We start from the raw sequence: 22,435 nt of genomic DNA on the forward strand, positions 1-22,435 counted from the left end.
GATAAAAGAAAAAGTTTGGGGGAGGGTTTTCGAACCCGCAAAAATCTCCACGAGAAGCCCCCCCCCCACAATTGTGGGAGCGAGCCTGCTCGCGAAGACTGACTATCAGGCGCCTACGATCTATCGCTTGATCACCACATCCTGCTCCAGTACCAACGCCTTGCTCCCCGCATCCAGCCTAACGAGCGCCCCCATGGGCAATGTCAGGTTAGGGTCGCAATGCCCGCTGCGCCAACCGGACAGCACCGGAATCCGCAACGGTTCGAACGTCTGCTTGAGCAAACGCTCCAGCGCAGGCACTTCAACACCCGCCACATCCCCCACCAACACCCCGCGCAATTTGCCCAGCGTACCGGCCAATCGCAGATGCGTAAGCAGCCGGTCGATGCGATACAACGGCTCGTTGATGTCTTCGATGAACAGGATGACACCCTCGGCATCGATCTCGTAGGGCGTGCCCATGGTCGCGGCAATCATAGACAGATTGCCCCCCAGCAAACGCCCGTGGGCAATGCCCGGCTCGATTGTCGTCAACGGGTAAGCCACGGGATGCGCCAACTCGCTGCCCGCTCTCACCTGCCCGCGCAGCATATTGAAAAAAGAAGGCTCGGTAGGCTTTCGCTTGTCACCCAGCAGATCCGCATTGAGCAGAGGGCCATGGAAGGTGACGAAGCCTGCGTAACGGCTGATCGCCAGATGCAGCGCGGTGATGTCGCTGTAGCCGATAAAGGGCTTGGCGTTGTTGCGCAACAGTTCGAAATCGATGCGATCCAGCAACCTCGGCGTGCCATAACCGCCGCGCAGGCAAATGATGGCATCGACCTCAGTATCGGCGAACGCTGCGTGCAGGTCATTGAGCCGCACCTCGTCACTGCCGGCCAGGTAGCCCTCCTTCTCGTAGACACCGGGGAAAATCTTCAGCGAGTAACCGCGGGCGCGCATCCATTGCACGGCCTTATCGGTATCAAGCGGGGCGGGACCGGCTGGCGCAATGACGCCGATCAGTCCTTGCGACGGCAAAGCCGGAACCGGTGCATGAGGACAAAAGGTGTGGGTTGGTCGAACGGTCATCCATGAATCTCCCTGGGTGAAAACTTCAGCACACAGTAGTCAGGAACGGGCACAAACAGAAGAGGATTAATCACTGTGCAGGTCGCAGGAAATGTCTGTCGTCACGGTAGGCAAGGCAAAAAAACGCCCGCAAGACTGAACGCCTTGCGGGCCTTTTCATTGCTGACTGCCGATCAGGACGACATCAGCTCGGCCTTGACCAGCTTCGCCTGCTCGTCGGCATGGTACGAAGAACGTACCAAAGGACCGGAAGCGACGTTCTTGAAGCCCATTTTGTAACCTTCTTCGGCGAACCAGGCGAAGGTGTCCGGGTGCACGAAGCGCTGTACTGGCAAGTGGCTGCGGGACGGTTGCAGATACTGGCCCAGGGTCAGCATGTCGATATCGTGCTCACGCATGCGCTTCATGACTTCGATGACTTCGTCGTCGGTCTCGCCCAGCCCCAGCATCAGGCCGGACTTGGTCGGAATGTGCGGCATCATCTGCTTGAAGCGTTGCAGCAGGGTCAGCGACCACTGGTAGTCCGAACCCGGACGCGCGGCCTTGTACAGGCGCGGCACGGTTTCCAGGTTGTGGTTGAACACATCCGGCGGCTCGGCAGCGGTGATTTCCAGCGCGATGTCCATGCGGCCACGGTAGTCCGGCACCAGGGTTTCGAGCTGCACGTTCGGCGACAGCTTACGAATTTCACGGATGCAGTCGGCAAAGTGCTGGGCACCGCCGTCACGCAGGTCGTCGCGATCCACCGAGGTGATGACCACGTACTTCAGGCGCAGGTCAGCGATGGCGATGGCCAGGCTTTCCGGCTCATTGACGTCCAGTGGCTTCGGACGACCATGACCAACGTCGCAGAACGGGCAGCGACGGGTGCAGATGTCGCCCATGATCATGAAGGTCGCGGTGCCGCCGGAGAAGCACTCGCCCAGGTTCGGGCAGGATGCCTCTTCGCACACGCTGTGCAGCTTGTGCTTGCGCAGCAGGGCCTTGATGCGGTCGACTTCCGGAGACACCGGAATGCGCACACGAATCCAGTCAGGCTTCTTCGGCAACTCAGTGGTCGGAATGATCTTTACCGGGATGCGTGCAACCTTCTCGGCGCCGCGCAGCTTTACGCCGGCTTCAACCTTGGCACGCGGGGCCGGACGCTCGGTGACATCCTGCGTCGGGATCATGGTTTGCACTGCATCAGTAGTCATATCAGTCGATTCCGCCCGTTAGGGTCGTCTGCTCAGCATAGTCGAGGTGTTTGACGAGCTGCGCGCGCAGCCGGGCACTTACCTCGGCAAATTCAATCGATCCTGCGTGATCGCTCAGCTGGGTCATCGCCAGCCCGGCGTAGCCGCAGGGATTAATCCGTCGAAACGGTTCCAGGTTCATGTCCACGTTCAGGGCCAGGCCATGAAAGGAACAACCGTGGCGGATCCGCAGACCCAGGGATGCGATTTTCGCACCGTTGACATAAACACCCGGTGCGTCCGGCTTGGCCGCCGCCGTCACGCCGTAGCTGGCGAGCAGCTCGATCAGGCATGTCTCCATGCGTGTTACCAGGTCACGCACACCGAAACCCAGCTTGCGCACGTCCAGCAGCAGATAGGCCACCAATTGTCCGGGGCCGTGATACGTCACCTGCCCGCCGCGATCGACCTGCACCACCGGGATATCTCCCGGCAGCAGCAAATGTTCGGCCTTGCCGGCTTGCCCCTGGGTGAAAACCGGTGGGTGCTCGACCAGCCAGATCTCGTCGGCAGCATCGCTGCCGCGTTCGTTGGTGAAACCTTGCATGGCATGCCAGACCGGCTCGTAAGCCATCTGGCCGAGCTCGCGAAAGCCCAGCGTGCCTGACATCACAACACCATGTGCACGAAGCCGGTAGCCCGCAGTTCGCTGTTGATGTTGTACAGCTGGTCCTGGTCGGTGGCGACGATGTGCAACTGAATCGTGGTGTATTTACCGTTGCTGCTTTGACGCTCGTCCACACGCTCGTCATTGATCTTTGCGTGTTTGCGGACGATGTCGATGATCTTGTCCTTGTTGCCCACACCCGTGTCGCTGATCACCTTAACCGGGTAATCGTTGGCAGGGAATTCGATCTTAGGCGCCTTTACTTCGGTATCGGTCATGGCGTAACGGCCTCGTAAGCGTAAGCCGTGGCGACGGGCATAGCCCCACGCAGGATGAGCGCGGGGCCATGCAGGTGCACACTATCAGTTGAACAAGCCGTAGAAGAATAGACGGATGCTATCCCACATGCGGCGGAAGATACCACCCTCTTCGACGCCGTCCAGAGCGATCAGGTCGGCGCTGTGCACCACCTTGTCCTCCAGCTTGACTTCGACTTTACCGATCACATCGCCCTTGGCGATTGGCGCAACCAGTTGCGGGTTCATGGTCATGCTGGCCGCCAGCTTTTTCAGCTGACCTTTCGGCAAGGTCATGGTCAGGTCTTCAGCCAGACCGGCCTTGACCTGGTTGGTGGAGCCTTTCCAGACTGGCGCTTGAGCCAGCTCGGTGCCCTTCTGGTAGAAGGTCTGGGTTTCGAAGAAGCGGAAACCGTAAGTCAGCAGCTTCTGGGTTTCAGCGGCACGAGCCACTTCGCTGTTGGTGCCGAACACCACCGCGATCAGACGCATGCCATCACGCACGGCCGACGACACCATGCAGTAGCCCGCTTCTTCGGTGTGACCGGTTTTCAGACCGTCGACCGTCTTGTCACGCCACAGCAGCAGGTTGCGGTTCGGTTGCTTGATACCGTTCCAGAAGAACTCCTTCTGCGAGTAGATCGCGTAGTGAGCGGGGTCTTCGTGGATGATCGCGCGAGCCAGCACGGCCATGTCGTGAGCCGACGAGTAGTGCTCAGGGTTCGGCAGACCGGTCGGGTTCATGAAGTGGGTGTTGGTCATGCCCAGGTCGGCAACGGTTTTGTTCATCAGGTCGGCGAACGCGTCTTCGCTGCCGGCGATGTGCTCGGCAACCGCCACGCTGGCGTCGTTACCCGACTGAATGATGATGCCGTGCAGCAAGTCGCTGACGGTCACTTGCGAACCGACCTTGATGAACATCCGCGAACCGCCGGTACGCCAGGCGTTTTCGCTGACGGTCACCGGATCGTTTTCACCGATCTGGCCACGACGGATTTCCAGGGTCGCGATGTACGCTGTCATCAGCTTGGTCAGGCTGGCTGGTGGCAGACGCTGGTCACCATTGTTTTCGACCAGCACGTTGCCGCTGCTGGCGTCCATGAGCACATAGGCCTTGGCGGCCAATTGCGGTGGCGACGGCATCATCTCGGCCGCGAACGCGGCAGGTGAGAGGAGCAGCGGGACTAGAAGGCACAGGCGTTTGGCAAAGGTGGTGATGTTCATCCGTCTCTCGAAATCGCTAATGGAAACTTGCCCGAAGGCAAAACTATTCAAATGGCCTTCTAACGGGCCATCGCGTATTCAGTTGCTCACTCCAGTCACCCTTGCCGGGCTTTTGTTCTTAAACGAGCCAACAACCTGGTTCACCCCCCAAAACCGCAGATGAACCGTCAATCAAGTCCTACGTTTTACTCGGTGACCACACTTGGCGAACCAAGATTGGCCAGGCGCACGCTGTTCTGCACTTGCTGGACTTCACCCGGCGAACCGATCGGCCCCAGGCGAACCCGATGCAGGGTCTGCTGATTGCGCACGATCGAACTGATGAACACCGGAGCGCTCACCATCCCGCTGAGCTTGGACCTCAGGAGTTCTGCAGCGTCCGGGTTGGCGAACGCGCCCACCTGCAGATACTGGCCAGAGGCTGGCGCAGAAGCGTTTTTTTTTGCATCGAGCTGTACAGGTACGACAGCGGCGGCGTGTTGCTGCGGCGGCGGGGTCCATTGCTCGACGGTGCCGGCCGAAGCCGTGATCACCGGGGTGCTATTCTGCGCGACTTGTGGCTCGTTGAGCATTAAAGGCGCCGGACGGCCTTTGGCTGCCCAATACGCCTGTGGATCGATGCCTTCGACCTTGACCCGTGCGGTGCCGATTTCGGCGTAGCCGAGCTTCTTGGCGGCCGCGTAGGACAGGTCAATGATCCGGTCCGAATAGAACGGACCACGGTCGTTGACCCGCAGGATCACCGTCTTGTTGTTGTCCAGGTTGGTCACCCGGACGTAGCTTGGCAGCGGCAAGGTCTTGTGCGCCGCGCTCATGCCATACAAGTCATAGACTTCGCCGTTGGCGGTGTTCTGGCCATGGAACTTGGTGCCGTACCAGGACGCCGTGCCCGAAGCCACGTACGTCTTGGATTCTTGCAACGGGAAATAGGTTTTGCCCAACACGGTGTACGGGTTGGCCTTGTACGGGCCGGTGTGCAGGGTTGGCGTGGCATCCGGGATGCGTGAAACGTCGACATCCCACCAAGGCGCGCCATCCTTGTGGGCACGGTTGATGTCCAGACCCGGCGCCGAGCGCACGGCGGTGGAGGATTTCTGTGCCGGCGAACGACTGGTCGAACAACTGGCGACCAGCACTGCCAACGCGGCAAATGCCATCAGCTTCAGGGGTTTATTCATAGGCAATGCCCGCATTACTTGACGCCCCGTGCTTGAACCAGCTGTTCAGACAGTTGATGTACGGCCATGGCGTACATCACGCTGCGGTTATAACGCGTGATTGCGTAAAAATTCTTCAGGCCCATCCAGTATTCCGGGCCATTGTCGCCTTCCAGGCGAAAAGCGGTAACCGGCATATCATCGCGCAGCGCATCATGACTTGACCAGCCCAGGGCCCGCAACTCTCCGACGGTTTTTGCCGGTTCGATACCGGTGGTCAAACCTTCGTCCACCTGATCGCCCCGCACATCGGCGCGGCTGACCACGGTTTCGCCGGCGACCCAACCGTGATGCTTGAAATAGCTGGCAACGCTGCCGATCGCATCGTCCGGGTTGTTCCAGATATTAATGTGGCCATCCCCGTCGAAATCCACTGCATAAGCGCGAAAACTGCTGGGCATGAACTGCGGCAGGCCCATGGCACCGGCATAGGAGCCTTTGAGGGTCAGCGGGTCAACCTGCTCTTCCCGGGCCAGTAACAGGAACTCGCGCAATTCCTTGCGGAAAAATTCGGCACGGGGAGGATAGTCGAACCCCAGCGTCGACAAGGCATCGATGACGCGGAAGTTTCCGGTATTGCGGCCGAAAAAGGTTTCGACGCCAATGATCGAAACGATGACTTGAGCCGGCACGCCATATTCCTGTTCGGCGCGGGCCAGTACCGCCTCATGCTGGCGCCAGAAGTCCACACCGCGGGCGATGCGCGCATCGGTGATGAACATCGGACGATATTCGCTCCATTGCTTGACCCGCTCGGCAGGTTTGGAAATGGCGTCCAGGATCGATTGCTTGCGCTCGGCCTCGCGGAACACGCCCATCAGCTGTTCACCGGCGAAACCGTAGTCGCGGGTCATTTCACCGACGAATTCGGCCACCTGGGGCGAGCCTTCATAATCGCCGGACAACGCTTCCTGCGCGGTGCCAAGGATGCTTACCAGGCCGACCCACGGCGCGTATCGAGTCGCCCAGCCACGCATTACTTGCATTGAACTCTTCACCTTATTCAAACCTGCGCGATCCACTTGCGATGGGTATGGATCGACATCAAAACCCCAAACGCTGACAGCAGCGTCACCAGCGAAGTTCCTCCGTAGCTAATGAACGGCAACGGCACCCCCACCACCGGCAACAGGCCACTGACCATACCGATGTTGACGAAAACATAAACAAAAAACGTCATGGTCAGGGCACCCGCCAGCAGCTTGCCGAACAGGGTCTGGGCCTGGGCGGTAATCACCAGCCCACGACCGATCAGCAACAGGTAGATCAGCAACAAGGCGCAGATGCCGACCAGGCCGAACTCTTCCCCCATGACCGCAATGATGAAGTCGGTATGGCTTTCCGGCAGGAAATCCAGGTGCGATTGGGTACCCAGCAGCCAGCCCTTGCCGAACACGCCGCCGGAACCGATGGCGGCCTTGGACTGGATGATGTTCCAGCCGGTGCCCAGCGGATCGCTTTCCGGGTCGAGGAACGTCAGGATCCGCTGCTTCTGGTAGTCGTGCATGATAAAGAACCACATGGCGATCGCCACGGGCACGGCCGCGGCGAGCACGCTGAGGATCCAGCGCCAGCGCAGGCCGCCCATGAACAGCACGAATGCGCCACCGGCCAGAATCAGCAGCGAAGTACCGAGGTCCGGCTGGCGCACGATCAGAATGAAGGGAACACCGATCAGCATCAGACTGATGCCCACATGCTTGAGCTGCGGCGGCAAGGTGCGCTTGGACAGGTACCAGGCGATGGTCGCCGGCATCAGGATCTTCATGAATTCCGATGGCTGGAAGCGAATGACCCCGGGAATGTTGATCCAGCGCGTGGCGCCCATGGCGTTGTGGCCCATGACGTCCACCACCACCAGCAACAGTACGCCGATCACGTACCCGACCGGCACCCAACGGGCCATGAAGCGCGGTTCGAACTGGGCGATGATGATCATCGACACCAGGCCGATGCCGAATGAAGTCGCCTGTTTGGCCAGCAGGTCCCAGCTTTTGCCACTGGCCGAATAGAGCACGAACAGGCTGCCGGCGGCGAGGGTCAGCAGCAGTACCAACAACACGCCGTCGATGTGCATCCGCTGCAACAGCGTGGCACGGCGACGCATCACATCCTCGCTGGAGAGCATGCGATCGAAATTACTCTTCACGGGCCGTAGCCTCCGCGCTGATAGGGTTGGCGTATTCAGGCTTGAGGTGGCCGTTCTGGTCCAGCAGCCAGGCGTCCATGACTTGACGCACCACCGGCGCGGCCACGCCGGAGCCGGACTCACCGTTCTCGACCATCACCGAGACCACGATTTTCGGGTCGTCGGCCGGCGCGAAGCCCACGAACAGGGCGTGGTCGCGATGGCGTTCCTGCACTTTGGAGCGGTCGTACTTCTCACCCTGCTTGATCGCAACAACCTGGGCCGTACCGCTCTTGCCGGCGATCCGGTATTGCGCACCGATCGAGGCTTTGCGCGCGGTACCGCGGGCGCCATGCATTACCTGTTGCATGCCATGGTTGACCCGCGTCCAGTCCGCCGGATCGCGCAGGATGATGTCTGGCATCGGATTCGGATCCACCGGTTTCTCACCTTCGATGGTCTTGGCCAGGTGCGGACGGTTCCAGACACCCTTGTTGGCCACCAATGCAGTAGCCTGGGCCAGTTGCAACGGCGTCGACTGCATGTACCCCTGACCAATCCCGAGAATCAGTGTCTCGCCCGGGAACCACGCCTGACGGCGGGTCGCGCGCTTCCATTCCCGGGTCGGCATCAACCCTGGTGACTCTTCGAACATGTCCAGTGAGACTTTCTGACCGATACCGAACTTGGTCATGTACGCCGACAACCGATCGATGCCCAGCTTGTGGGCCAGGTCGTAGAAATAGGTGTCGTTGGAACGCATGATCGCGGTATCGAGGTCGACGAAACCGTCACCGGTCCGGTTCCAGTTACGGTATTTGTGATCGTAGTTGGGCAGCATGTAGTAGCCGGGGTCGAACACTCGGGACGAGGCCGTCACCACACCCGCATCCAGACCGGCAATGGCCACCGCAGGCTTGATCGTCGAACCCGGCGGGTACAGACCGCGCAACACGCGATTGAACAGCGGCCGGTCGATGGAGTCGCGTAGCTCGGAGTAAGCCTTGAAGCTGATGCCGGTCACGAACAGGTTCGGATCGAAACTTGGCTGGCTGACCATCGCCAGCACTTCACCGGTTTTCGGGTCCAGTGCCACCACCGCACCACGGCGGCCGCCGAGCGCGGCTTCGGCCGCTTCCTGCAACTTGATGTCCAGGCTCAGGACAATGTCCTTGCCGGAAACCGGTTCGGTACGCTTGAGCACCCGCAAAACACGGCCCCGCGCATTGGTTTCGACTTCCTCGTAACCCACCTGGCCGTGCAGCTCCGGCTCGTAGAAACGCTCAATACCGGTTTTGCCAATGTGATGGGTGCCGCTGTAGTTGACCGGGTCGAGGGACTTCAGCTCTTTCTCGTTGATCCGCCCCATGTAACCCACCGAGTGCGCAAAGTGCGCGCCCTGCGGGTAATGTCGGACCAACTGCGCCACCACTTCCACCCCCGGCAGCCGGAACTGGTTCACGGCGATCCGGGCGATCTGCTCTTCGGTCAGTTCGAACAGGATCGGCACCGGCTCGAACGGCCGGCGCCCCTGACGCATGCGCTTCTCGAAGATCACCCTGTCCTCAGGCGTCAGTTCCAGCACCTCGACGATCACGTCGAGCACCTGCTGCCAGTCGCCGGAACGTTCGCGGGTCATGCTCAGGCTGAAACTGGGCCGGTTGTCGGCAATCACCACGCCATTACGGTCGAAAATCAACCCGCGAGTCGGTGGAATCGGCTGCACATGGACGCGGTTGTTCTCCGACAGGGTCGAGTGGTACTCGTACTGGATCACCTGCAGGAAATAAAGACGCGCGATCAGCACACCGATCAGCGCCACCACTGCAATTGCCCCGAACACGACGCGGCCACGCACCAGACGGGCGTCTTTTTCGTGGTCCTTGATGCGGATCGGTTGGGTCATGAGGGGTAGAACTACTTGTGATAAGGGTGGCCGGACAGCACGGTCCAGGCACGATACAGCTGTTCGCCGATGAGAATGCGTACCAGCGGGTGCGGCAACGTCAATGGCGAGAGCGACCAGCGCTGGTCGGCACGGGCGCAGACTTCCGGCGCCAGCCCTTCGGGGCCGCCGACCATGAAATTCACCGTGCGCGAGTCCAGCCGCCAGCGATCGAGTTCGACCGCCAGTTGCTCGGTACTCCAGGGCTTGCCGTGGACTTCGAGGGTGACAACGCGCTCGTTCGGCCCGACCTTGGCCAGCATGGCTTCGCCTTCCTGACGGATGAAGCGCGCCACGTCGGCGTTCTTGCCACGGGTATTGAGCGGTATTTCCACCAGTTCCAGCGCCAGTTCGGACGGAAGACGCTTGGCATATTCATGCCAGCCTTCTTCCACCCATTTGGGCATGCGTGAACCGACGGCGATCAGTCGCAGTCGCACAGCCGTTCCTTATTCCTGGTCTTTGTTGAGCTTGGTGAAATGCTCGTGACCAACTTCAGGGCTGTGGTGCTTGCCATCGGCGGCACGGCTCTGCTCGGCACCCACCCACAGGCGCTCCAGGTCGTAGAACTGGCGGGCCGAGGCGGTCATCATGTGCACGATGACCAGGTCCAGGTCCAGCAGCACCCAGTCGCTATCGCCCTTTCCTTCTTCACCCAACGGACGGGCGCCTTTCTTTTTGACTTCTTCGCGAACCTTATCCAGCATCGCGTTGATCTGGCGGTTGGACGTACCGGTCGCGATGATCATGTAGTCGGTGATGCTCTGCTTGTCGCGGACATCGATGACCTGAATGTCCTGCGCCTTGACGTCTTCCAGGGCCGCTACGGCCACTTTGACCAGTTCGTCGCCGTTGAGCGGCTCGTTGGTGGCAACCGGCTCAGGCAGCGGGGCACTCTTGAATGTGCCTTTGCGCTTAACTTTGTTTACGTCGTTGTTGGTCATATAAAACTCGTTTTGCTCATGTATTCGGCGGTTTGGCGACACGTGGATCCGTATCAGTGAAGCACGCCTTGTTCAGTTCGACGCACGGTAAAGTCCGTGCGCATCGATGTAGGCCAGGACCGCGTCGGGCACCAGGAAACGTACCGACTTACCGCTGGCCAGCAGTTGACGGATCTGGGTGGCGGATACCGCGAGCGGTGTCTGCCAGACGAATGCAATCTGTCCGCTCGGCCCCTTGAGGGCCAGCGGGTCGCTTACCGAGCGCGCTGCCAGCAGGTTGCGCAAGGCATCCGGCGGTTCGCTGTCGGCGTCCGGGCGCTGTAGCACCAGGATATGGCAATGCTGGAGCAACTCTTCCCAGCGGTGCCAAGTGGGCAGGCCGCAAAATGCGTCCCAGCCCAAAAGCAGAAAAACCTGGTCCTGCGCGGCCAGTTCGGCACGCATCAGTTCCAGGGTATCAATGGTGTAGGACGGCTTGTCCCGCTGCAATTCGCGGGCATCCACCACCAGCGGTGCCACACCGGCCACCGCGCACCGGACCATCGCCAGACGGTCCTTCGCCGACACCTGCGGCGCATCCCGATGGGGCGGCCTGGCGCTCGGCACCAGGCGCAACTCATCGAGCGCCAGCGATTCGGCGACTTCCAGCGCACCGCGCAAATGGCCGACGTGCACCGGATCGAAGGTCCCGCCCAGTATGCCGATGCGTCTGGGTCGAGGCGCGCGGGCAGTTACCGGGGCTGACGGGTCGAGGTCGCCCAAGTCAGACCGACTCCTGTCCGCGCAACTGGCCATCACCGACCACGACGTACTTCTCGCAGGTCAGACCTTCGAGACCGACCGGTCCGCGGGCGTGCAGCTTATCAGTAGAAATGCCGATCTCGGCACCCAATCCGTATTCGAAGCCATCGGCAAAGCAGGTTGGCGTGTTGATCATCACCGACGACGAGTCGACTTCAGCCACGAAACGCCGGGCGTCGCCCTGGTGTTCGCTGACGATCGAATCGGTGTGGTGCGACCCGTAATGGTTGATGTGCTCAATGGCCTGCTCCAATCCGTCGACCACGCGAATCGACAGAATCGGCGCCAGATATTCGGTGCTCCAGTCCTCCTCGGTAGCCGGTAGCGCATCGATGATCGCCCGGGTGCGCTCGCAGCCGCGCAGCTCGACGCCTTTTTCGCGGAACTGGGCGGCCATCGCAGGAAGGAAATCTTTGGCAACGACTTGGTCGACCAGCAGCGTTTCCATCGCACCGCAGATGCCATAGCGATAAGTCTTGGCGTTGAACGCGATGCGCTGGGCTTTCGGCAGGTCGGCGTGGGCACTGACGTAAACATGGCAGATGCCGTCCAGATGCTTGATCACGGGCACGCGGGCATCGCGACTGATCCGTTCGATCAGGCCACGGCCACCACGGGGCACGATGACGTCGACGAACTCGGGCATGGCAATCAACGCACCGACGGCGGCGCGATCAGTGGTTTCGACTACTTGCACCACGGCGGCCGGCAGATCGGCTTCGGACAGGCCGCGCTGAATGCAGGCGGCGATGGCACGATTTGAATGAATGGCTTCGGAGCCGCCACGCAGGATGGTCGCATTGCCGGACTTCAGGCACAGGCTGGCGGCATCGATGGTGACGTTGGGCCGCGATTCGTAAATGATCCCGATCACGCCCAGCGGCACGCGCATCTTGCCGACCTGAATCCCCGACGGCCGATAGCTCATGTCACGGATCGCGCCGACCGGATCCGGCAGCGCGGCCACCTGACGCAGCCCCACGATCATGCCGTCGATTCGGGCCGGGGTCAGCGCCAGACGTTCAAGCAGCGCCGGTTCCAGACCATTGGCGCGGCCAGCTGCCAGATCCAGCTCGTTGGCGGCGGTCAGCTCGGCGCGGGCTGCGTCCAACGCGTTGGCAGCGGCTTGCAGTGCGCGATTCTTCTGCGCAGTGCTGGCACGGCCGATGACGCGGGAAGCTTCGCGGGCAGCGCGACCCAGGCGGGTCATGTAGTCAAGAACGGACTCAGTCATGGTCTGGCGTGGTCTTCGAATAGGACTTGGTAAAGAATAAAGCGGCCGATTATAGCTGTCGTGTCTCCCGACTAACAGCAGTGACGGGCGGATGGTCGAAATGGAGGGCAATTTGCCGACGTTCAGCCGGGATTAAGCCGCAAATTGTTATCATCACGACTCAATCAGCCCTGATAAACGCCGTTCATCATGACCGACCTGACTGTTCGAGCGTCCGCCGCGAGCCCGCCCAAGGGCCTCCCGGACGCATTTTTCGACCGCGATGCGCAAATTCTCGCCCGGGATTTACTGGGCAAGGTCATCCGACACCGGGTCGGCGACCTGTGGCTCAGCGCCCGAATCATTGAGACCGAAGCCTACTACTGCGCCGAAAAAGGCAGCCACGCGTCCCTTGGCTATACAGAAAAACGTAAGGCTTTGTTTCTGGATGGCGGCCACATCTATATGTATTACGCCCGGGGTGGCGACTCCCTGAACTTCAGCGCCCAAGGCCCCGGCAACGCAGTCTTGATCAAATCCGCCTACCCCTGGGTCGACGAATTGAGCGGACCGGCGAGCCTGGCGCAAATGCTGCTGAACAATCCCGATGCCCAGGGCCGCCCTCGCCCGTCACAAAAGCTCTGCGCCGGGCAGACCTTGCTCTGCAAGTCGCTGGGTTTGAAGGTGCCGGCCTGGGACGCCAAGCGCTTCGATCATGAGGTGTTACTGGTCGAAGACGTCGGCCAGACACCCGCCCATGTCATTCAGGCCACGCGCCTGGGCATTCCCCATGGGCGCGACGAACACCTGATGTACCGTTTCGTCGATGCATCCTATGCAGCCTATTGCACGCGGAATCCGCTACGACGGGGGCAAGTCGAAGGTCGCGATTATTTTGTGCTGTCCTGAAAGCACGAAAAACCCTGTGGGAGCGAGCCTGCTCGCGAAGGGGCCAGCACAACCAGCAACCTTTGTTGACTGATAATGCGCTTTCGCGAGCAGGCTCGCTCCCACAAGGGGCAATTGAACATTCAATGGAGTTGTATTTATGGGCCCATGGCTCGATAGCTTGACCGGTTGGTTGACGCTCAACCCGCAATGGCTGGCGGCAGCCGTGTTCATCGTCGCCTTCATCGAATGCCTGGCCATCGCCGGACTGATCGTACCTGGCACGGTACTGTTGTTCGCCGTGGCCGTGTTGGCCGGCAGCGGAGCGCTGTCATTAAGCGAAACCTTGTTACTGGGATTCCTCGCCGGCGTGCTGGGTGACGTGGTTTCGTACTTTCTGGGTCGTCATTTCCACCAAAACATCCGTCGCCTGCCAGGGTTGCGCCATCACCCGGAATGGATCGCCGGGGCCGAGGCGTACTTCCAGCGCTACGGCATCGCCAGCCTGTTGGTCGGGCGCTTTATCGGCCCTTTGCGCCCCATGCTGCCGATGGTGGCCGGGATGTTCGACATGCCCTTCCCGCGCTTTTTCGCCGTCAGCCTGCTGGCCGGCGCCGGGTGGTCGGTGGCCTACCTGCTGCCGGGCTGGGCCACAGGCGCGGCCATTCGCTTGCCATTACCCGAAGGCTTCTGGCCGCAAGCCGGGATCGTCGCCGGTAGCATTGCATTGATGGTTGGGCTGAGTGCGACCAGCAGCCTGCGCAAGCATCGCAAGGCCACAATATTCATTACCGGCATGAGCTTGCTGATTCTGGCTGCGCTGTTTATCGGCTATTCGCACCTGACAGCCCTTGATCAAGGTTTGATGACCCTGGTGCAGGAACATCGCAGTCCGATACTTGATGAAGTGGCCGTGGTTTTCACGTTGATCGGTGAATTCCACAACATGCTGGTATTCAGTACCTTGCTGGTTGTGTTGCTGCTGATCACACGGCAATGGCGCCACGCAATTTTCGCGTGCAGCACGCTGCTGTTCACCGCACTGGCCAACACCGCGACCAAACACTTTTTCGCCCGCCTGCGCCCGGAAGTGCTCAGCGACCCGCTGACCAGCTACAGCATGCCCAGCGGCCATGCCTCCGGCTCCTTCGCGCTGTTTTTGACTCTGGCTGTCCTCGCCGGCCGCGGACAACCGCCGCGCATGCGCCTGACCTGGCTGCTGGTGGGCTGTCTGCCGGCATTGGCGATTGCATTGTCGCGGGTGTATCTGGGGGCGCATTGGCCGACGGATGTCTTGGCAGGTGCCATGCTGGCGGCCTGTGTCTGCGCCGCTAGCCTGTGGCTGATTCAACGCCAGACTTCGCTTGATGCGATGCCACCCAAGGTCTGGTGGCTGGTGCTTCCGTCGCTGGTGGCGCTGTTCGGGTTTTTCGTGTTGCGGCATTTGCCGCATACGATGTTGAGATACGCGTACTAAAGCCCGTCAGGCAAACAACTCACCTTGCAATTCATCCAGCAACGCCTGTATCGCATCCAGGCGCTGCTGCGGATCATCGAGTTGCAGCAGGTCGATCTTGTCTTCTTCAGCGAAGGGCAACAGGTACGCCAATTGATTGGCCAGCGACTGTTGCCCGGTCGCTTCGGTGCCCATGTTCAGCGCTTCGACCATGGGGTGCTCGGCCAGCGCCTTGAGCAAGGCCACCAGATCGGCGTCCTCGTCCTGCAGCGGCTGCTCCGGCTCGTCCTCAAGCCACTCGACATCCGCGACGATCAACTGGTCGGGCTGAACCTCTGCCTTTAACACATGAAAACGCCTGCCGCCCTGTACACGGATCCCCAGCAGGCCGTTGTCCTGCTGATTGAAATCGGTGATCAACGCCTCGCACCCAACCAATGCGTAGCCGGCCGGGGCGATCCCGACTTCCTTACCATCAAGGATGCACACCACGCCGAAGCCGCCGCCCTGTTTCATGCAGCGACCGATCATGTCCAGGTAACGCGCCTCGAAAATCTGCAGGTCGAGGATGCAGCCCGGAAACAGTACCGTGTTCAGCGGAAAAAGCGGCAGACTCATAGACATTTCCTTCACACCACCATCGACACCGCCAGCGGCAGCAACACTGCCGTGGCCACGCCCATCAAACTCATCGCCAGCGCCGCAAAGGCGCCGCACTCCTCATTCTCCTGCATCGCCACCGCCGTGCCGACCGCGTGCGCCGTCATTCCCAACGCCATGCCGCGAGCTTCAGGGTTGTGGACGCCAAGGCGGGTCAACAGGCTCGGGCCGAAGATCGCGCCGATCACCCCCGTGATCAGCACAAATACAGCCGCCAGCGCCGCGACTCCGCCGATCTGCTCCGCCACCAGCATGGCAATCGGTGACGTCACCGACTTCGGTGCCATGGTCATCAGGATCATGTGTTCAGCCCCGAACCACCAACCCAGCAGTACGCCCATTCCCGTGGCAACCACACCACCTATCACCAGCGTAGTAAATATCGGCCAGAACAACTGCCGAATCCGCCGCAGATTGAGGTAGAGCGGCACGGCCAGCGCAACTGTGGCCGGGCCGAGCAGGATGCTGAGAATTTCGGTGCTTTTGCGGTACTCGGCATACGTCAGCCCGCAGCCCACCAGCACGCCGATCACCAGCAACATGGAGACCAGCACCGGCTGCAAAAAGATCCATCGGGTTTTCTCGAAGGCCGCCAGCACCAGCTGATAAGCACCGAGGGTAATGCCGATGCCGAACAACGGATGATGAATTACCGACACCCAAGCGCCGTGCCAGTCAAGGGTCATTGGCTGTCCCCACGAGGATGGGCATGCCGTTTGATCAGGCGTTGCATCAGCACGCCGGCGAATGCCATGGACAGTATCAGCGACAACACCAGCGCTCCCACAATGGCCCAGAAGTCCGCTGCGATGTCCTGGGCGTAAACCATCACTCCCACGGCCGGCGGTACCAGAAGCAATGGCAGATAGCGCAGCAGGCTGCTGGCCGCCAGGTTCAGCGGTTCACCGACCTGACCACGGGCAATCAAAAACGCCAGCAACAGCAGCAAGCCGACAATCGGCCCCGGCAGCACTGGTAAAAACAAATGGTTGATGGCCGTGCCGAGCAATTGGAACAGCACCAGCCAGGTCAAACCTCGTAACAACATCCTTCATCCCCCACGAACCGCGTTACCCGCAATGACGCGCCGAGCATTATAAGCACGCCTGCCCTATACATCGGCATTCGCCAAAAGCATGGTCGGTTGACCGGAGCAATTTGCCATGGTGATCTAAAGTGGTAATCCGGGAGGTCAAATCCCCCACCTCAAAACTATAAAACCGATGAACCCAAGGAGAGTCTCAATGCCCTACGTTCCAGTTGCAGAGCTCAAAGATTATGTCGGCAAGGAACTTGGACGTTCCGAATGGCTCACGATCGATCAGGAGCGCATCAACCTGTTCGCCGAAGCCACAGGGGACTATCAGTTCATCCACGTTGACCCGGTCAAAGCCGCACAAACGCCTTTTGGCAGCACCATTGCCCACGGATTCCTGTCGCTGTCGCTGATCCCGAAACTGATGGAAGACATCCTCGTCGTGCCCGAAGGCCTGAAGATGGTGGTCAATTACGGCCTGGACAGCGTGCGTTTCATTCAGCCGGTCAAGGTCAATTCGAAAGTGCGGCTCAAGGTCGACCTTACTGAAGTCACCGAGAAAAAACCCGGTCAATGGCTGCTCAAGGCCACCACCACCCTGGAAATCGAAGGTTCGGACAAACCGGCCTATATCGCCGAGCCCTTGTCGCTCTGTTTCGTGTAATTCCCCCCGGATGCGAAGCAGCTGATGCTGTTTCGCACCCTTGTTTTTCTACTGGCTGTATAACGACACATAGCTGCGGCATACTCGGTCGCCTAATTGCCCGGAACCCGCTATGCGCTCACTCGCACTCCTTGCCTTGACCCTGACGCTCACCGCTTGTGGCGACGGCGAATCGCCGCTGCCTCCCGACGCCCGCCTGCCGGACGGTGGACGCTATCGTGGTGATCTGGTCGATGGATTGCTGCAAGGCCAGGGCCGCATCGATTACCCCAATGGCAGCTGGTATGCCGGCGAGTTCAACAAGGGCCAATGGCATGGCCAGGGCGAATGGCACGGCAGCAACGGCGAGGTTTATCGCGGTCAGTTCAGTCAAGGCCTGTTCGACGGCCAAGGCAGCCTGAGCACCCACGGCGGCAGCTACAACGGCGGTTTCAAGCTCGGCCGACGCGACGGCGAAGGCACCCTCAAGGAAAACGGTATGACCTACCGTGGCGAGTTCAAGGCCGATCAGTATTCAGGACTCGGCCGCCTGGAGCTCGAAGATGGCAGCGCCTACCAGGGACAGTTCGCCCACGGCAAACCCAACGGTGAAGGCCAACGCGGCGATGGTAGCGGCAATCAGTACACCGGGCATTTTGTCGACGGCCAGCTGGAGGGCAACGGAACCTTCAACAGCGCCGACGGCGACATCTATATCGGCGGCTTCAAGAACAATCAACTGCACGGCAAGGGGCGTTACGAGAACGCTGACGGCGATGTCTGGCTGGGGCAATTCAAGGAAGGCTCGCTCAACGGTAAGGGCGAGTTGATCGGCGCCGATGGCAGCCACTACATCGGCCACTTCAACGACTGGCGTTTCAGCGGTCAAGGACGCTTGAACCTCGCCGACGGTAGCTTCTACATTGGCCAGTTCGATAACGACGCCTATTCCGGTCGCGGCACGCTGGTACTGACGGATGGCGCGGTGCTCAGTGGCACCTGGATCAACGGCCAGCGCGTGCGTGACGCCGATGGCAAGTTACTGCCCGACACCCTCGAACTCGGCCTGCTGGCTCAGGGTCGCCTGCTCGAAGAGGCCGTAAACAACCTGCCGGCCTCGACCCCGGCGATAGAGCTGTACACCTTGACCCTGGGCGGCGACGGCAAGCAGAGCGTGTTCCTGCGCGAATCCGATTATGTCGCCAACATGCTCACCAGCCGTTTCGGTGCCTTTGGCCAGATCCGCCTGGTGAACCATCGCGATCATCTTGGCGACCGACCGATGGCCACCCGGGAAAACCTGCGTCGCGCCGCCGTGGCCCTGGCCGACCGCAGTGGCCCGGAAGACCTGATCTTCATCTACCTGACCAGTCACGGCACCAGCGAACACGAACTGGTGCTCGACCAACCGCGCATGGAGCTGGCCGACCTGCCCGCTGATGAACTGGCCGCGGTACTCGCTCCGCTGAAAAATCGCGACAAGATCATCGTGATTTCATCCTGCTACTCCGGTGGTTTCATTCCTGCCCTCAAGGACGAACGCACCTTGATCATGACCGCCTCGCGGGCCGACCGCGTGTCCTTCGGCTGCTCGGAAGAAGCCAACTTCACTTACTTCGGTGATGCCCTGTTCGCCCGGGCCTTGAACCAGACCGATGATCTGGAACAAGCCTTCAAGCTGGCCAAGGCCACCGTTGCCGAGCGCGAAATGGCCGACAGCTACGAAGCCTCCGAGCCGCAGATATGGGCGCCGAAAACCGTGCTGTCCCACTGGCAATTGCTGCGCAAACAACAAGCACGAAAAGCACTGCAAAGCACCTCCATTGACAGCAAGGATGCAAAGACCAACTAAGCTGAGAGTATCAAGGGAGAAACACTATGTACTTGACGCCACAGCACGTATTGCTTGCCGGAGCCACCGGTTTGACCGGTGAACATTTGCTCGATCGCTTGCTCAATGAGCCAACGATTACGCGGGTATTGGCGCCCTCACGCCGGCCATTGGCCAGGCATCCCCACCTTGAAAACCCGGTCGGCGATCCTGCGATGTTTCTGCCGCAGTTGAGCGGTCGCGTCGACATCGCCTATTGCTGCCTGGGCACCACCATCAAGCAGGCAGGCTCGGAGCAAGCGTTTCGCGCCGTGGATCTGGACATGGTGGTGGCATTCGCCAAACGCGCCCGGGAGATGGGCGCACGGCACTTGATCGTGATCAGCGCATTGGGAGCCGATCGCCGGTCTTCGAACTTCTATAACCGGGTCAAAGGCGAGATGGAATACGCGCTGCGGGCGCAGGATTGGCCTCAGCTGACGATTTGCCGGCCTTCGCTGCTGCTGGGCGAACGCCTCGAACCGCGACTGGCGGAAAAAGTCGCCGGTCCCCTGTCACGGCTGATCCCCGGCAAGTACCACGGCATCGAAGCCTGCCAACTGGCCCGCGCCATGTGGCGCCTGGCGCTGGAAGAGCAGGATGGGCTAAGGATCGTCGAGTCGGACGAGTTGAGGAAGCTCGGCAAGTAATTTTCGGCGCCTGCACAGACGCCTTCGCGAGCAGGCTCGCTCCCACAGTTTAAGCATGCTCCCTGTGGGAGCGAGCCTGCTCGCGAAGGGCGCAAAACCGATTCAACGCCGGACGCTACAGTCCACCCGTCGCCTGAAAGTTAACCCCCAACACCGTCAGCAACGACAACGGCAACAGCAGCGTGTCGAGCAACGCACTGGCCGGTAGATCAACCCCCGGATAACTCGGCGCCTCAGCACCGAAACGGTCCATGGCGCAACAGCCACCGTTCATCGCATACAGATCCAGCCGCGTTCCCGCGTACACCACCGGCGCTCCCGGCTTGGCGGCATCGAGCGTACGTGCCGTGGCGCACCCGGTCAGCTGCAATGCCAACAGCACCACCCACAGTTTATTCATCACTGGACAGATGGTGTTCGCCCCAACGCGGCAGCATGTCCTGGGGAATGTTCAGCAGGTTGAGAATCCGCGCCACCACGAAATCGATCAGGTCGTCTATGGTTTGCGGCTGATGATAGAAACCTGGCGATGCTGGCAGAATCGTCACGCCCATGTTCGACAGCTTGAGCATGTGCTCCAGATGAATGCTCGAATACGGCGCCTCGCGCGGCACCAGAATCAGCTGACGACGCTCCTTCAAGGTTACGTCGGCGGCACGTTCGATCAGGTTGTTGCAGGCACCGGTCGCAATCGCCGACAAGGTTCCTGTGGAACAAGGCACCACCACCATTGCCGCTGGCGAGCCGGAGCCGGACGCCACCGGTGACATCCAGTCTTCCTTGCCGTACACGCGAATCTGCCCGGCGGCGGCACCGGTGTATTCGGTGAGGAAGGCTTGCATCGATTGCGGCTTGGCCGGCAACGTGACATCGGTTTCGGTGGCCATCACCAGTTGCGCGGCCTTGGAAATCAGGAAATGCACTTCACGGTCTTCACGCACCAAACAATCGAGCAGGCGTAAGCCGTACTGGGCGCCGGAAGCGCCGGTCATTGCCAGCGTTATGCGATCCGGACCGTTGTTCATTTGAGTGCCTCGGCGAGTTTGCCGTGCAGGCCGCCGAAGCCGCCGTTGCTCATGATCACCACGTGGGTGCCCGGTTGTGCCTGGCTCTTCACGCGCTCGATGATGCCTTCCAGCGAGTCGCTGACAATCGACGGCACGGTGCACAGCGCCGCGGTGGCGGCCAGGTCCCAGCCGAGGTTGGCGGGCGCGTACCAAATCACCTGATCGGCATCGACCACGCTTTCCGGCAAACCGTCACGGTGCGCCCCCAGTTTCATGGAGTTGGAGCGCGGTTCGATGATCGCGATCAACGGCGCATCGCCAATGCGCTTACGCAGGCCGTCAAGCGTCGTGGCGATGGCGGTCGGGTGGTGAGCGAAGTCGTCATAGATGGTGATGCCACGTACGTCCGCAACCTTCTCCATCCGCCGCTTCACGCTTTTGAAGGCGCTCAATGCCGCGATGCCCATCGAGGGCACCACGCCAACGTGACGCGCCGCCGCCAAGGTGGCCAGTGCGTTGGCCACATTGTGCTGACCGGTCATGTCCCACTCGACCACACCCTGGGAAACACCTTCGAACATCACTTCGAAAGCCGAACCGTCTTCACTAAGCAACTTGACCTGCCACTGACCGCCGGCGCCGGTGGTTTGCACCGGTGTCCAGCAGCCCATTTCAATAACACGCTGCAACGCCGGCTCGGTGGTCGGGTGAATCACCAGGCCTTCGCTCGGGATGGTGCGCACCAGGTGGTGGAACTGCCGCTCGATGGCGGTCAGGTCCGGGAAGATATCGGCATGGTCGAATTCGAGGTTGTTCAGAATCGCCGTGCGCGGGCGGTAGTGAACGAACTTGGAGCGTTTGTCGAAAAACGCGCTGTCGTATTCATCGGCTTCGATTACAAAAAACGGTGTACCGCCCAGACGCGCCGACACCGAGAAATTCTGCGGCACGCCACCGATCAGGAAGCCCGGGCTCATGCCCGCATGCTCCAGCACCCAGGCGAGCATGCTGCTGGTGGTGGTCTTGCCGTGGGTACCGGCAACCGCCAGCACCCAGCGACCTTGCAGGACGTGATCGGCCAGCCATTGCGGGCCGGAAACGTAAGGCAGACCTTTGTTCAGCACATATTCCACCGCGGGGTTACCGCGAGACATGGCATTGCCGATCACCACCAGATCCGGTGCCGGGTCGAGTTGCGCCGGGTCATACCCCTGGGTCAACTCGATGCCCTGGGCCTCGAGCTGCGTGCTCATCGGCGGATAGACGTTGGCATCGGAGCCCGTCACGTGATGGCCCAGCTCTTTGGCCAGAACCGCCATCGAACCCATGAAAGTGCCGCAGATACCAAGAATATGAATGTGCATAGTCGACCTCGTAAAACATGGCCGCAGGTTAGCCTAGGGAGGGGAAAATCGCACCTTGTGTTTATGGATTGAGGACGCCTTCGCGAGCAGGCTCGCTCCCCCCCCAAACAACCCACCCCCCCCGTGCGCAGACCCACCCCCACACACACCACAGCGGTTTCCCTGCCCCCTCCTTTCTTC

The 22,435-nt window shown here is 60.6% G+C and carries 24 protein-coding genes; 5 read left to right on the forward strand and 19 right to left on the reverse strand.

Translation table 11 applies throughout. From position 1 onward, the window contains the following. Positions 1-120: 120 nt before the first annotated feature. From ACSFE6_RS25340 to ACSFE6_RS25400, 13 genes are all read right to left on the reverse strand, one after another. On the reverse strand, positions 121-1,071 hold the full coding sequence (locus tag ACSFE6_RS25340; RefSeq protein ID WP_435430151.1) for a S66 peptidase family protein: 951 nt from the start codon (positions 1,069-1,071) through the stop codon (positions 121-123). A 173-nt stretch (positions 1,072-1,244) separates the two neighbouring features. Continuing rightward, complete coding sequence (gene lipA, locus ACSFE6_RS25345) at positions 1,245-2,267, reverse strand: lipoyl synthase (protein WP_090325473.1); 1,023 nt, start codon at positions 2,265-2,267, stop codon at positions 1,245-1,247. A gap of 1 nt (position 2,268) precedes the next feature. Further along, complete coding sequence (gene lipB, locus ACSFE6_RS25350; protein WP_435430152.1) at positions 2,269-2,916, reverse strand: lipoyl(octanoyl) transferase LipB; 648 nt, start codon at positions 2,914-2,916, stop codon at positions 2,269-2,271. Beyond that, positions 2,916-3,191 carry a DUF493 domain-containing protein gene (locus ACSFE6_RS25355; protein ID WP_077045559.1) on the reverse strand — a complete coding sequence of 92 codons (276 nt, stop codon included), beginning with the start codon at positions 3,189-3,191 and terminating at the stop codon, positions 2,916-2,918. Before ACSFE6_RS25355 ends, lipB begins: the two co-directional genes overlap by 1 nt. Before the next feature lie 84 nt (positions 3,192-3,275). Continuing rightward, a complete protein-coding gene (locus ACSFE6_RS25360) occupies positions 3,276-4,433 on the reverse strand; it encodes a D-alanyl-D-alanine carboxypeptidase family protein (protein ID WP_435430153.1) in 1,158 nt (385 codons plus the stop codon). Positions 4,434-4,618: 185 nt separating this feature from the next. Then, on the reverse strand, positions 4,619-5,626 hold the full coding sequence (locus tag ACSFE6_RS25365) for a septal ring lytic transglycosylase RlpA family protein (RefSeq protein ID WP_435430154.1): 1,008 nt from the start codon (positions 5,624-5,626) through the stop codon (positions 4,619-4,621). Beyond that, complete coding sequence (gene mltB / locus ACSFE6_RS25370) at positions 5,626-6,636, reverse strand: lytic murein transglycosylase B (RefSeq protein WP_435430155.1); 1,011 nt, start codon at positions 6,634-6,636, stop codon at positions 5,626-5,628. The genes ACSFE6_RS25365 and mltB overlap by 1 nt, the downstream gene beginning before the upstream one ends. Before the next feature lie 17 nt (positions 6,637-6,653). Continuing rightward, complete coding sequence (rodA, locus tag ACSFE6_RS25375; protein WP_435430169.1) at positions 6,654-7,757, reverse strand: rod shape-determining protein RodA; 1,104 nt, start codon at positions 7,755-7,757, stop codon at positions 6,654-6,656. 31 nt (positions 7,758-7,788) lie between these two features. Then, entirely contained in the window at positions 7,789-9,684 is a 1,896-nt protein-coding gene (gene mrdA / locus ACSFE6_RS25380; protein ID WP_435430156.1) for a penicillin-binding protein 2, read from the reverse strand. A gap of 11 nt (positions 9,685-9,695) precedes the next feature. Then, positions 9,696-10,163: a 23S rRNA (pseudouridine(1915)-N(3))-methyltransferase RlmH gene (gene rlmH / locus ACSFE6_RS25385; protein WP_007937439.1), complete on the reverse strand. Its 468-nt coding sequence runs from the start codon at positions 10,161-10,163 to the stop codon at positions 9,696-9,698. A gap of 9 nt (positions 10,164-10,172) precedes the next feature. Beyond that, positions 10,173-10,667: a ribosome silencing factor gene (gene rsfS / locus ACSFE6_RS25390; RefSeq protein ID WP_435430157.1), complete on the reverse strand. Its 495-nt coding sequence runs from the start codon at positions 10,665-10,667 to the stop codon at positions 10,173-10,175. Positions 10,668-10,739: 72 nt separating this feature from the next. Continuing rightward, entirely contained in the window at positions 10,740-11,429 is a 690-nt protein-coding gene (gene nadD / locus ACSFE6_RS25395; protein WP_435430170.1) for a nicotinate-nucleotide adenylyltransferase, read from the reverse strand. Position 11,430: 1 nt separating this feature from the next. Next, positions 11,431-12,702, reverse strand: coding sequence for a glutamate-5-semialdehyde dehydrogenase (locus ACSFE6_RS25400; RefSeq protein ID WP_435430158.1), 1,272 nt, complete (start codon positions 12,700-12,702; stop codon positions 11,431-11,433). Between the two features lie 189 nt (positions 12,703-12,891). On the opposite strand from ACSFE6_RS25400, the gene ACSFE6_RS25405 reads away from it, so the two are divergent. Then, the gene (locus ACSFE6_RS25405; protein ID WP_435430159.1) at positions 12,892-13,590 is read left to right on the forward strand and encodes a DNA-3-methyladenine glycosylase; all 699 of its coding nucleotides are present in this window, start codon (positions 12,892-12,894) and stop codon (positions 13,588-13,590) included. Between the two features lie 139 nt (positions 13,591-13,729). Then, positions 13,730-15,046: a bifunctional DedA family/phosphatase PAP2 family protein gene (locus ACSFE6_RS25410; RefSeq protein ID WP_435430160.1), complete on the forward strand. Its 1,317-nt coding sequence runs from the start codon at positions 13,730-13,732 to the stop codon at positions 15,044-15,046. Between the two features lie 6 nt (positions 15,047-15,052). Here ACSFE6_RS25410 and ACSFE6_RS25415 read toward each other — a convergent pair whose 3' ends face one another. Genes ACSFE6_RS25415 through ACSFE6_RS25425 form a run of 3 tightly spaced genes read right to left on the reverse strand, consistent with a single transcriptional unit; the run spans position 15,053 to position 16,733 of the window. Then, on the reverse strand, positions 15,053-15,643 hold the full coding sequence (locus ACSFE6_RS25415) for an LON peptidase substrate-binding domain-containing protein (RefSeq protein WP_435430161.1): 591 nt from the start codon (positions 15,641-15,643) through the stop codon (positions 15,053-15,055). Positions 15,644-15,654: 11 nt separating this feature from the next. Next, on the reverse strand, positions 15,655-16,371 hold the full coding sequence (locus tag ACSFE6_RS25420) for an LrgB family protein (protein WP_435430162.1): 717 nt from the start codon (positions 16,369-16,371) through the stop codon (positions 15,655-15,657). Continuing rightward, positions 16,368-16,733: a CidA/LrgA family protein gene (locus tag ACSFE6_RS25425; RefSeq protein WP_435430163.1), complete on the reverse strand. Its 366-nt coding sequence runs from the start codon at positions 16,731-16,733 to the stop codon at positions 16,368-16,370. The genes ACSFE6_RS25420 and ACSFE6_RS25425 overlap by 4 nt, the downstream gene beginning before the upstream one ends. A 196-nt stretch (positions 16,734-16,929) precedes the next feature. Here ACSFE6_RS25425 and ACSFE6_RS25430 point away from each other — a divergent pair, with 196 nt between their 5' ends. The 3 genes from ACSFE6_RS25430 to ACSFE6_RS25440 all read left to right on the forward strand — a co-directional run bounded on the left by ACSFE6_RS25430 (position 16,930) and on the right by ACSFE6_RS25440 (position 19,884). After that, on the forward strand, positions 16,930-17,385 hold the full coding sequence (locus tag ACSFE6_RS25430; RefSeq protein ID WP_435430164.1) for a MaoC family dehydratase: 456 nt from the start codon (positions 16,930-16,932) through the stop codon (positions 17,383-17,385). A gap of 112 nt (positions 17,386-17,497) precedes the next feature. Beyond that, a complete protein-coding gene (locus tag ACSFE6_RS25435; RefSeq protein ID WP_435430165.1) occupies positions 17,498-19,216 on the forward strand; it encodes a C13 family peptidase in 1,719 nt (572 codons plus the stop codon). 26 nt (positions 19,217-19,242) lie between these two features. After that, positions 19,243-19,884, forward strand: coding sequence for an oxidoreductase (locus tag ACSFE6_RS25440; protein ID WP_435430166.1), 642 nt, complete (start codon positions 19,243-19,245; stop codon positions 19,882-19,884). A 115-nt stretch (positions 19,885-19,999) separates the two neighbouring features. On the opposite strand, the gene ACSFE6_RS25445 is transcribed toward ACSFE6_RS25440, so the two are convergent. Genes ACSFE6_RS25445 through mpl form a run of 3 tightly spaced genes read right to left on the reverse strand, consistent with a single transcriptional unit; the run spans position 20,000 to position 22,255 of the window. Continuing rightward, entirely contained in the window at positions 20,000-20,284 is a 285-nt protein-coding gene (locus ACSFE6_RS25445; protein WP_435430167.1) for a YceK/YidQ family lipoprotein, read from the reverse strand. Continuing rightward, on the reverse strand, positions 20,277-20,909 hold the full coding sequence (gene ubiX / locus ACSFE6_RS25450; protein ID WP_433737317.1) for a flavin prenyltransferase UbiX: 633 nt from the start codon (positions 20,907-20,909) through the stop codon (positions 20,277-20,279). Before ubiX ends, ACSFE6_RS25445 begins: the two co-directional genes overlap by 8 nt. Further along, positions 20,906-22,255, reverse strand: a complete 1,350-nt coding sequence (gene mpl, locus ACSFE6_RS25455; protein WP_435430168.1) for a UDP-N-acetylmuramate:L-alanyl-gamma-D-glutamyl-meso-diaminopimelate ligase — start codon at positions 22,253-22,255, stop codon at positions 20,906-20,908. The genes ubiX and mpl overlap by 4 nt, the downstream gene beginning before the upstream one ends. Positions 22,256-22,435 lie beyond the last annotated feature (180 nt).

The sequence above is a fragment of the Pseudomonas baetica genome, assembly GCF_051216495.1.
Taxonomy (GTDB): Bacteria; Pseudomonadota; Gammaproteobacteria; order Pseudomonadales; family Pseudomonadaceae; genus Aquipseudomonas; species Aquipseudomonas baetica_B.

Bases quoted from the DNA above. Each gene is read 5' to 3' on its own strand.
- lipB (WP_435430152.1), bottom strand. From the start codon at position 2,916: ATGTCAGGCACGCTGGGCTTTCGCGAGCTCGGCCAGATGGCTTACGAG.
- ACSFE6_RS25360 (WP_435430153.1), bottom strand. From the start codon at position 4,433: ATGAACATCACCACCTTTGCCAAACGCCTGTGCCTTCTAGTCCCGCTG.
- ACSFE6_RS25445 (WP_435430167.1), bottom strand. From the start codon at position 20,284: ATGAATAAACTGTGGGTGGTGCTGTTGGCATTGCAGCTGACCGGGTGC.
- ubiX (WP_433737317.1), bottom strand. From the start codon at position 20,909: ATGAACAACGGTCCGGATCGCATAACGCTGGCAATGACCGGCGCTTCC.
- ACSFE6_RS25365 (WP_435430154.1), bottom strand. From the start codon at position 5,626: ATGCGGGCATTGCCTATGAATAAACCCCTGAAGCTGATGGCATTTGCC.
- ACSFE6_RS25425 (WP_435430163.1), bottom strand. From the start codon at position 16,733: ATGTTGTTACGAGGTTTGACCTGGCTGGTGCTGTTCCAATTGCTCGGC.
- mrdA (WP_435430156.1), bottom strand. From the start codon at position 9,684: ATGACCCAACCGATCCGCATCAAGGACCACGAAAAAGACGCCCGTCTG.
- ACSFE6_RS25400 (WP_435430158.1), bottom strand. From the start codon at position 12,702: ATGACTGAGTCCGTTCTTGACTACATGACCCGCCTGGGTCGCGCTGCC.
- ACSFE6_RS25405 (WP_435430159.1), top strand. From the start codon at position 12,892: ATGACCGACCTGACTGTTCGAGCGTCCGCCGCGAGCCCGCCCAAGGGC.
- ACSFE6_RS25340 (WP_435430151.1), bottom strand. From the start codon at position 1,071: ATGACCGTTCGACCAACCCACACCTTTTGTCCTCATGCACCGGTTCCG.
- ACSFE6_RS25355 (WP_077045559.1), bottom strand. From the start codon at position 3,191: ATGACCGATACCGAAGTAAAGGCGCCTAAGATCGAATTCCCTGCCAAC.
- ACSFE6_RS25420 (WP_435430162.1), bottom strand. From the start codon at position 16,371: ATGACCCTTGACTGGCACGGCGCTTGGGTGTCGGTAATTCATCATCCG.
- ACSFE6_RS25440 (WP_435430166.1), top strand. From the start codon at position 19,243: ATGTACTTGACGCCACAGCACGTATTGCTTGCCGGAGCCACCGGTTTG.
- rodA (WP_435430169.1), bottom strand. From the start codon at position 7,757: ATGCGTCGCCGTGCCACGCTGTTGCAGCGGATGCACATCGACGGCGTG.
- mltB (WP_435430155.1), bottom strand. From the start codon at position 6,636: ATGCAAGTAATGCGTGGCTGGGCGACTCGATACGCGCCGTGGGTCGGC.
- ACSFE6_RS25435 (WP_435430165.1), top strand. From the start codon at position 17,498: ATGCGCTCACTCGCACTCCTTGCCTTGACCCTGACGCTCACCGCTTGT.
- rsfS (WP_435430157.1), bottom strand. From the start codon at position 10,667: ATGACCAACAACGACGTAAACAAAGTTAAGCGCAAAGGCACATTCAAG.
- ACSFE6_RS25415 (WP_435430161.1), bottom strand. From the start codon at position 15,643: ATGAGTCTGCCGCTTTTTCCGCTGAACACGGTACTGTTTCCGGGCTGC.
- mpl (WP_435430168.1), bottom strand. From the start codon at position 22,255: ATGCACATTCATATTCTTGGTATCTGCGGCACTTTCATGGGTTCGATG.
- ACSFE6_RS25410 (WP_435430160.1), top strand. From the start codon at position 13,730: ATGGGCCCATGGCTCGATAGCTTGACCGGTTGGTTGACGCTCAACCCG.
- lipA (WP_090325473.1), bottom strand. From the start codon at position 2,267: ATGACTACTGATGCAGTGCAAACCATGATCCCGACGCAGGATGTCACC.
- ACSFE6_RS25430 (WP_435430164.1), top strand. From the start codon at position 16,930: ATGCCCTACGTTCCAGTTGCAGAGCTCAAAGATTATGTCGGCAAGGAA.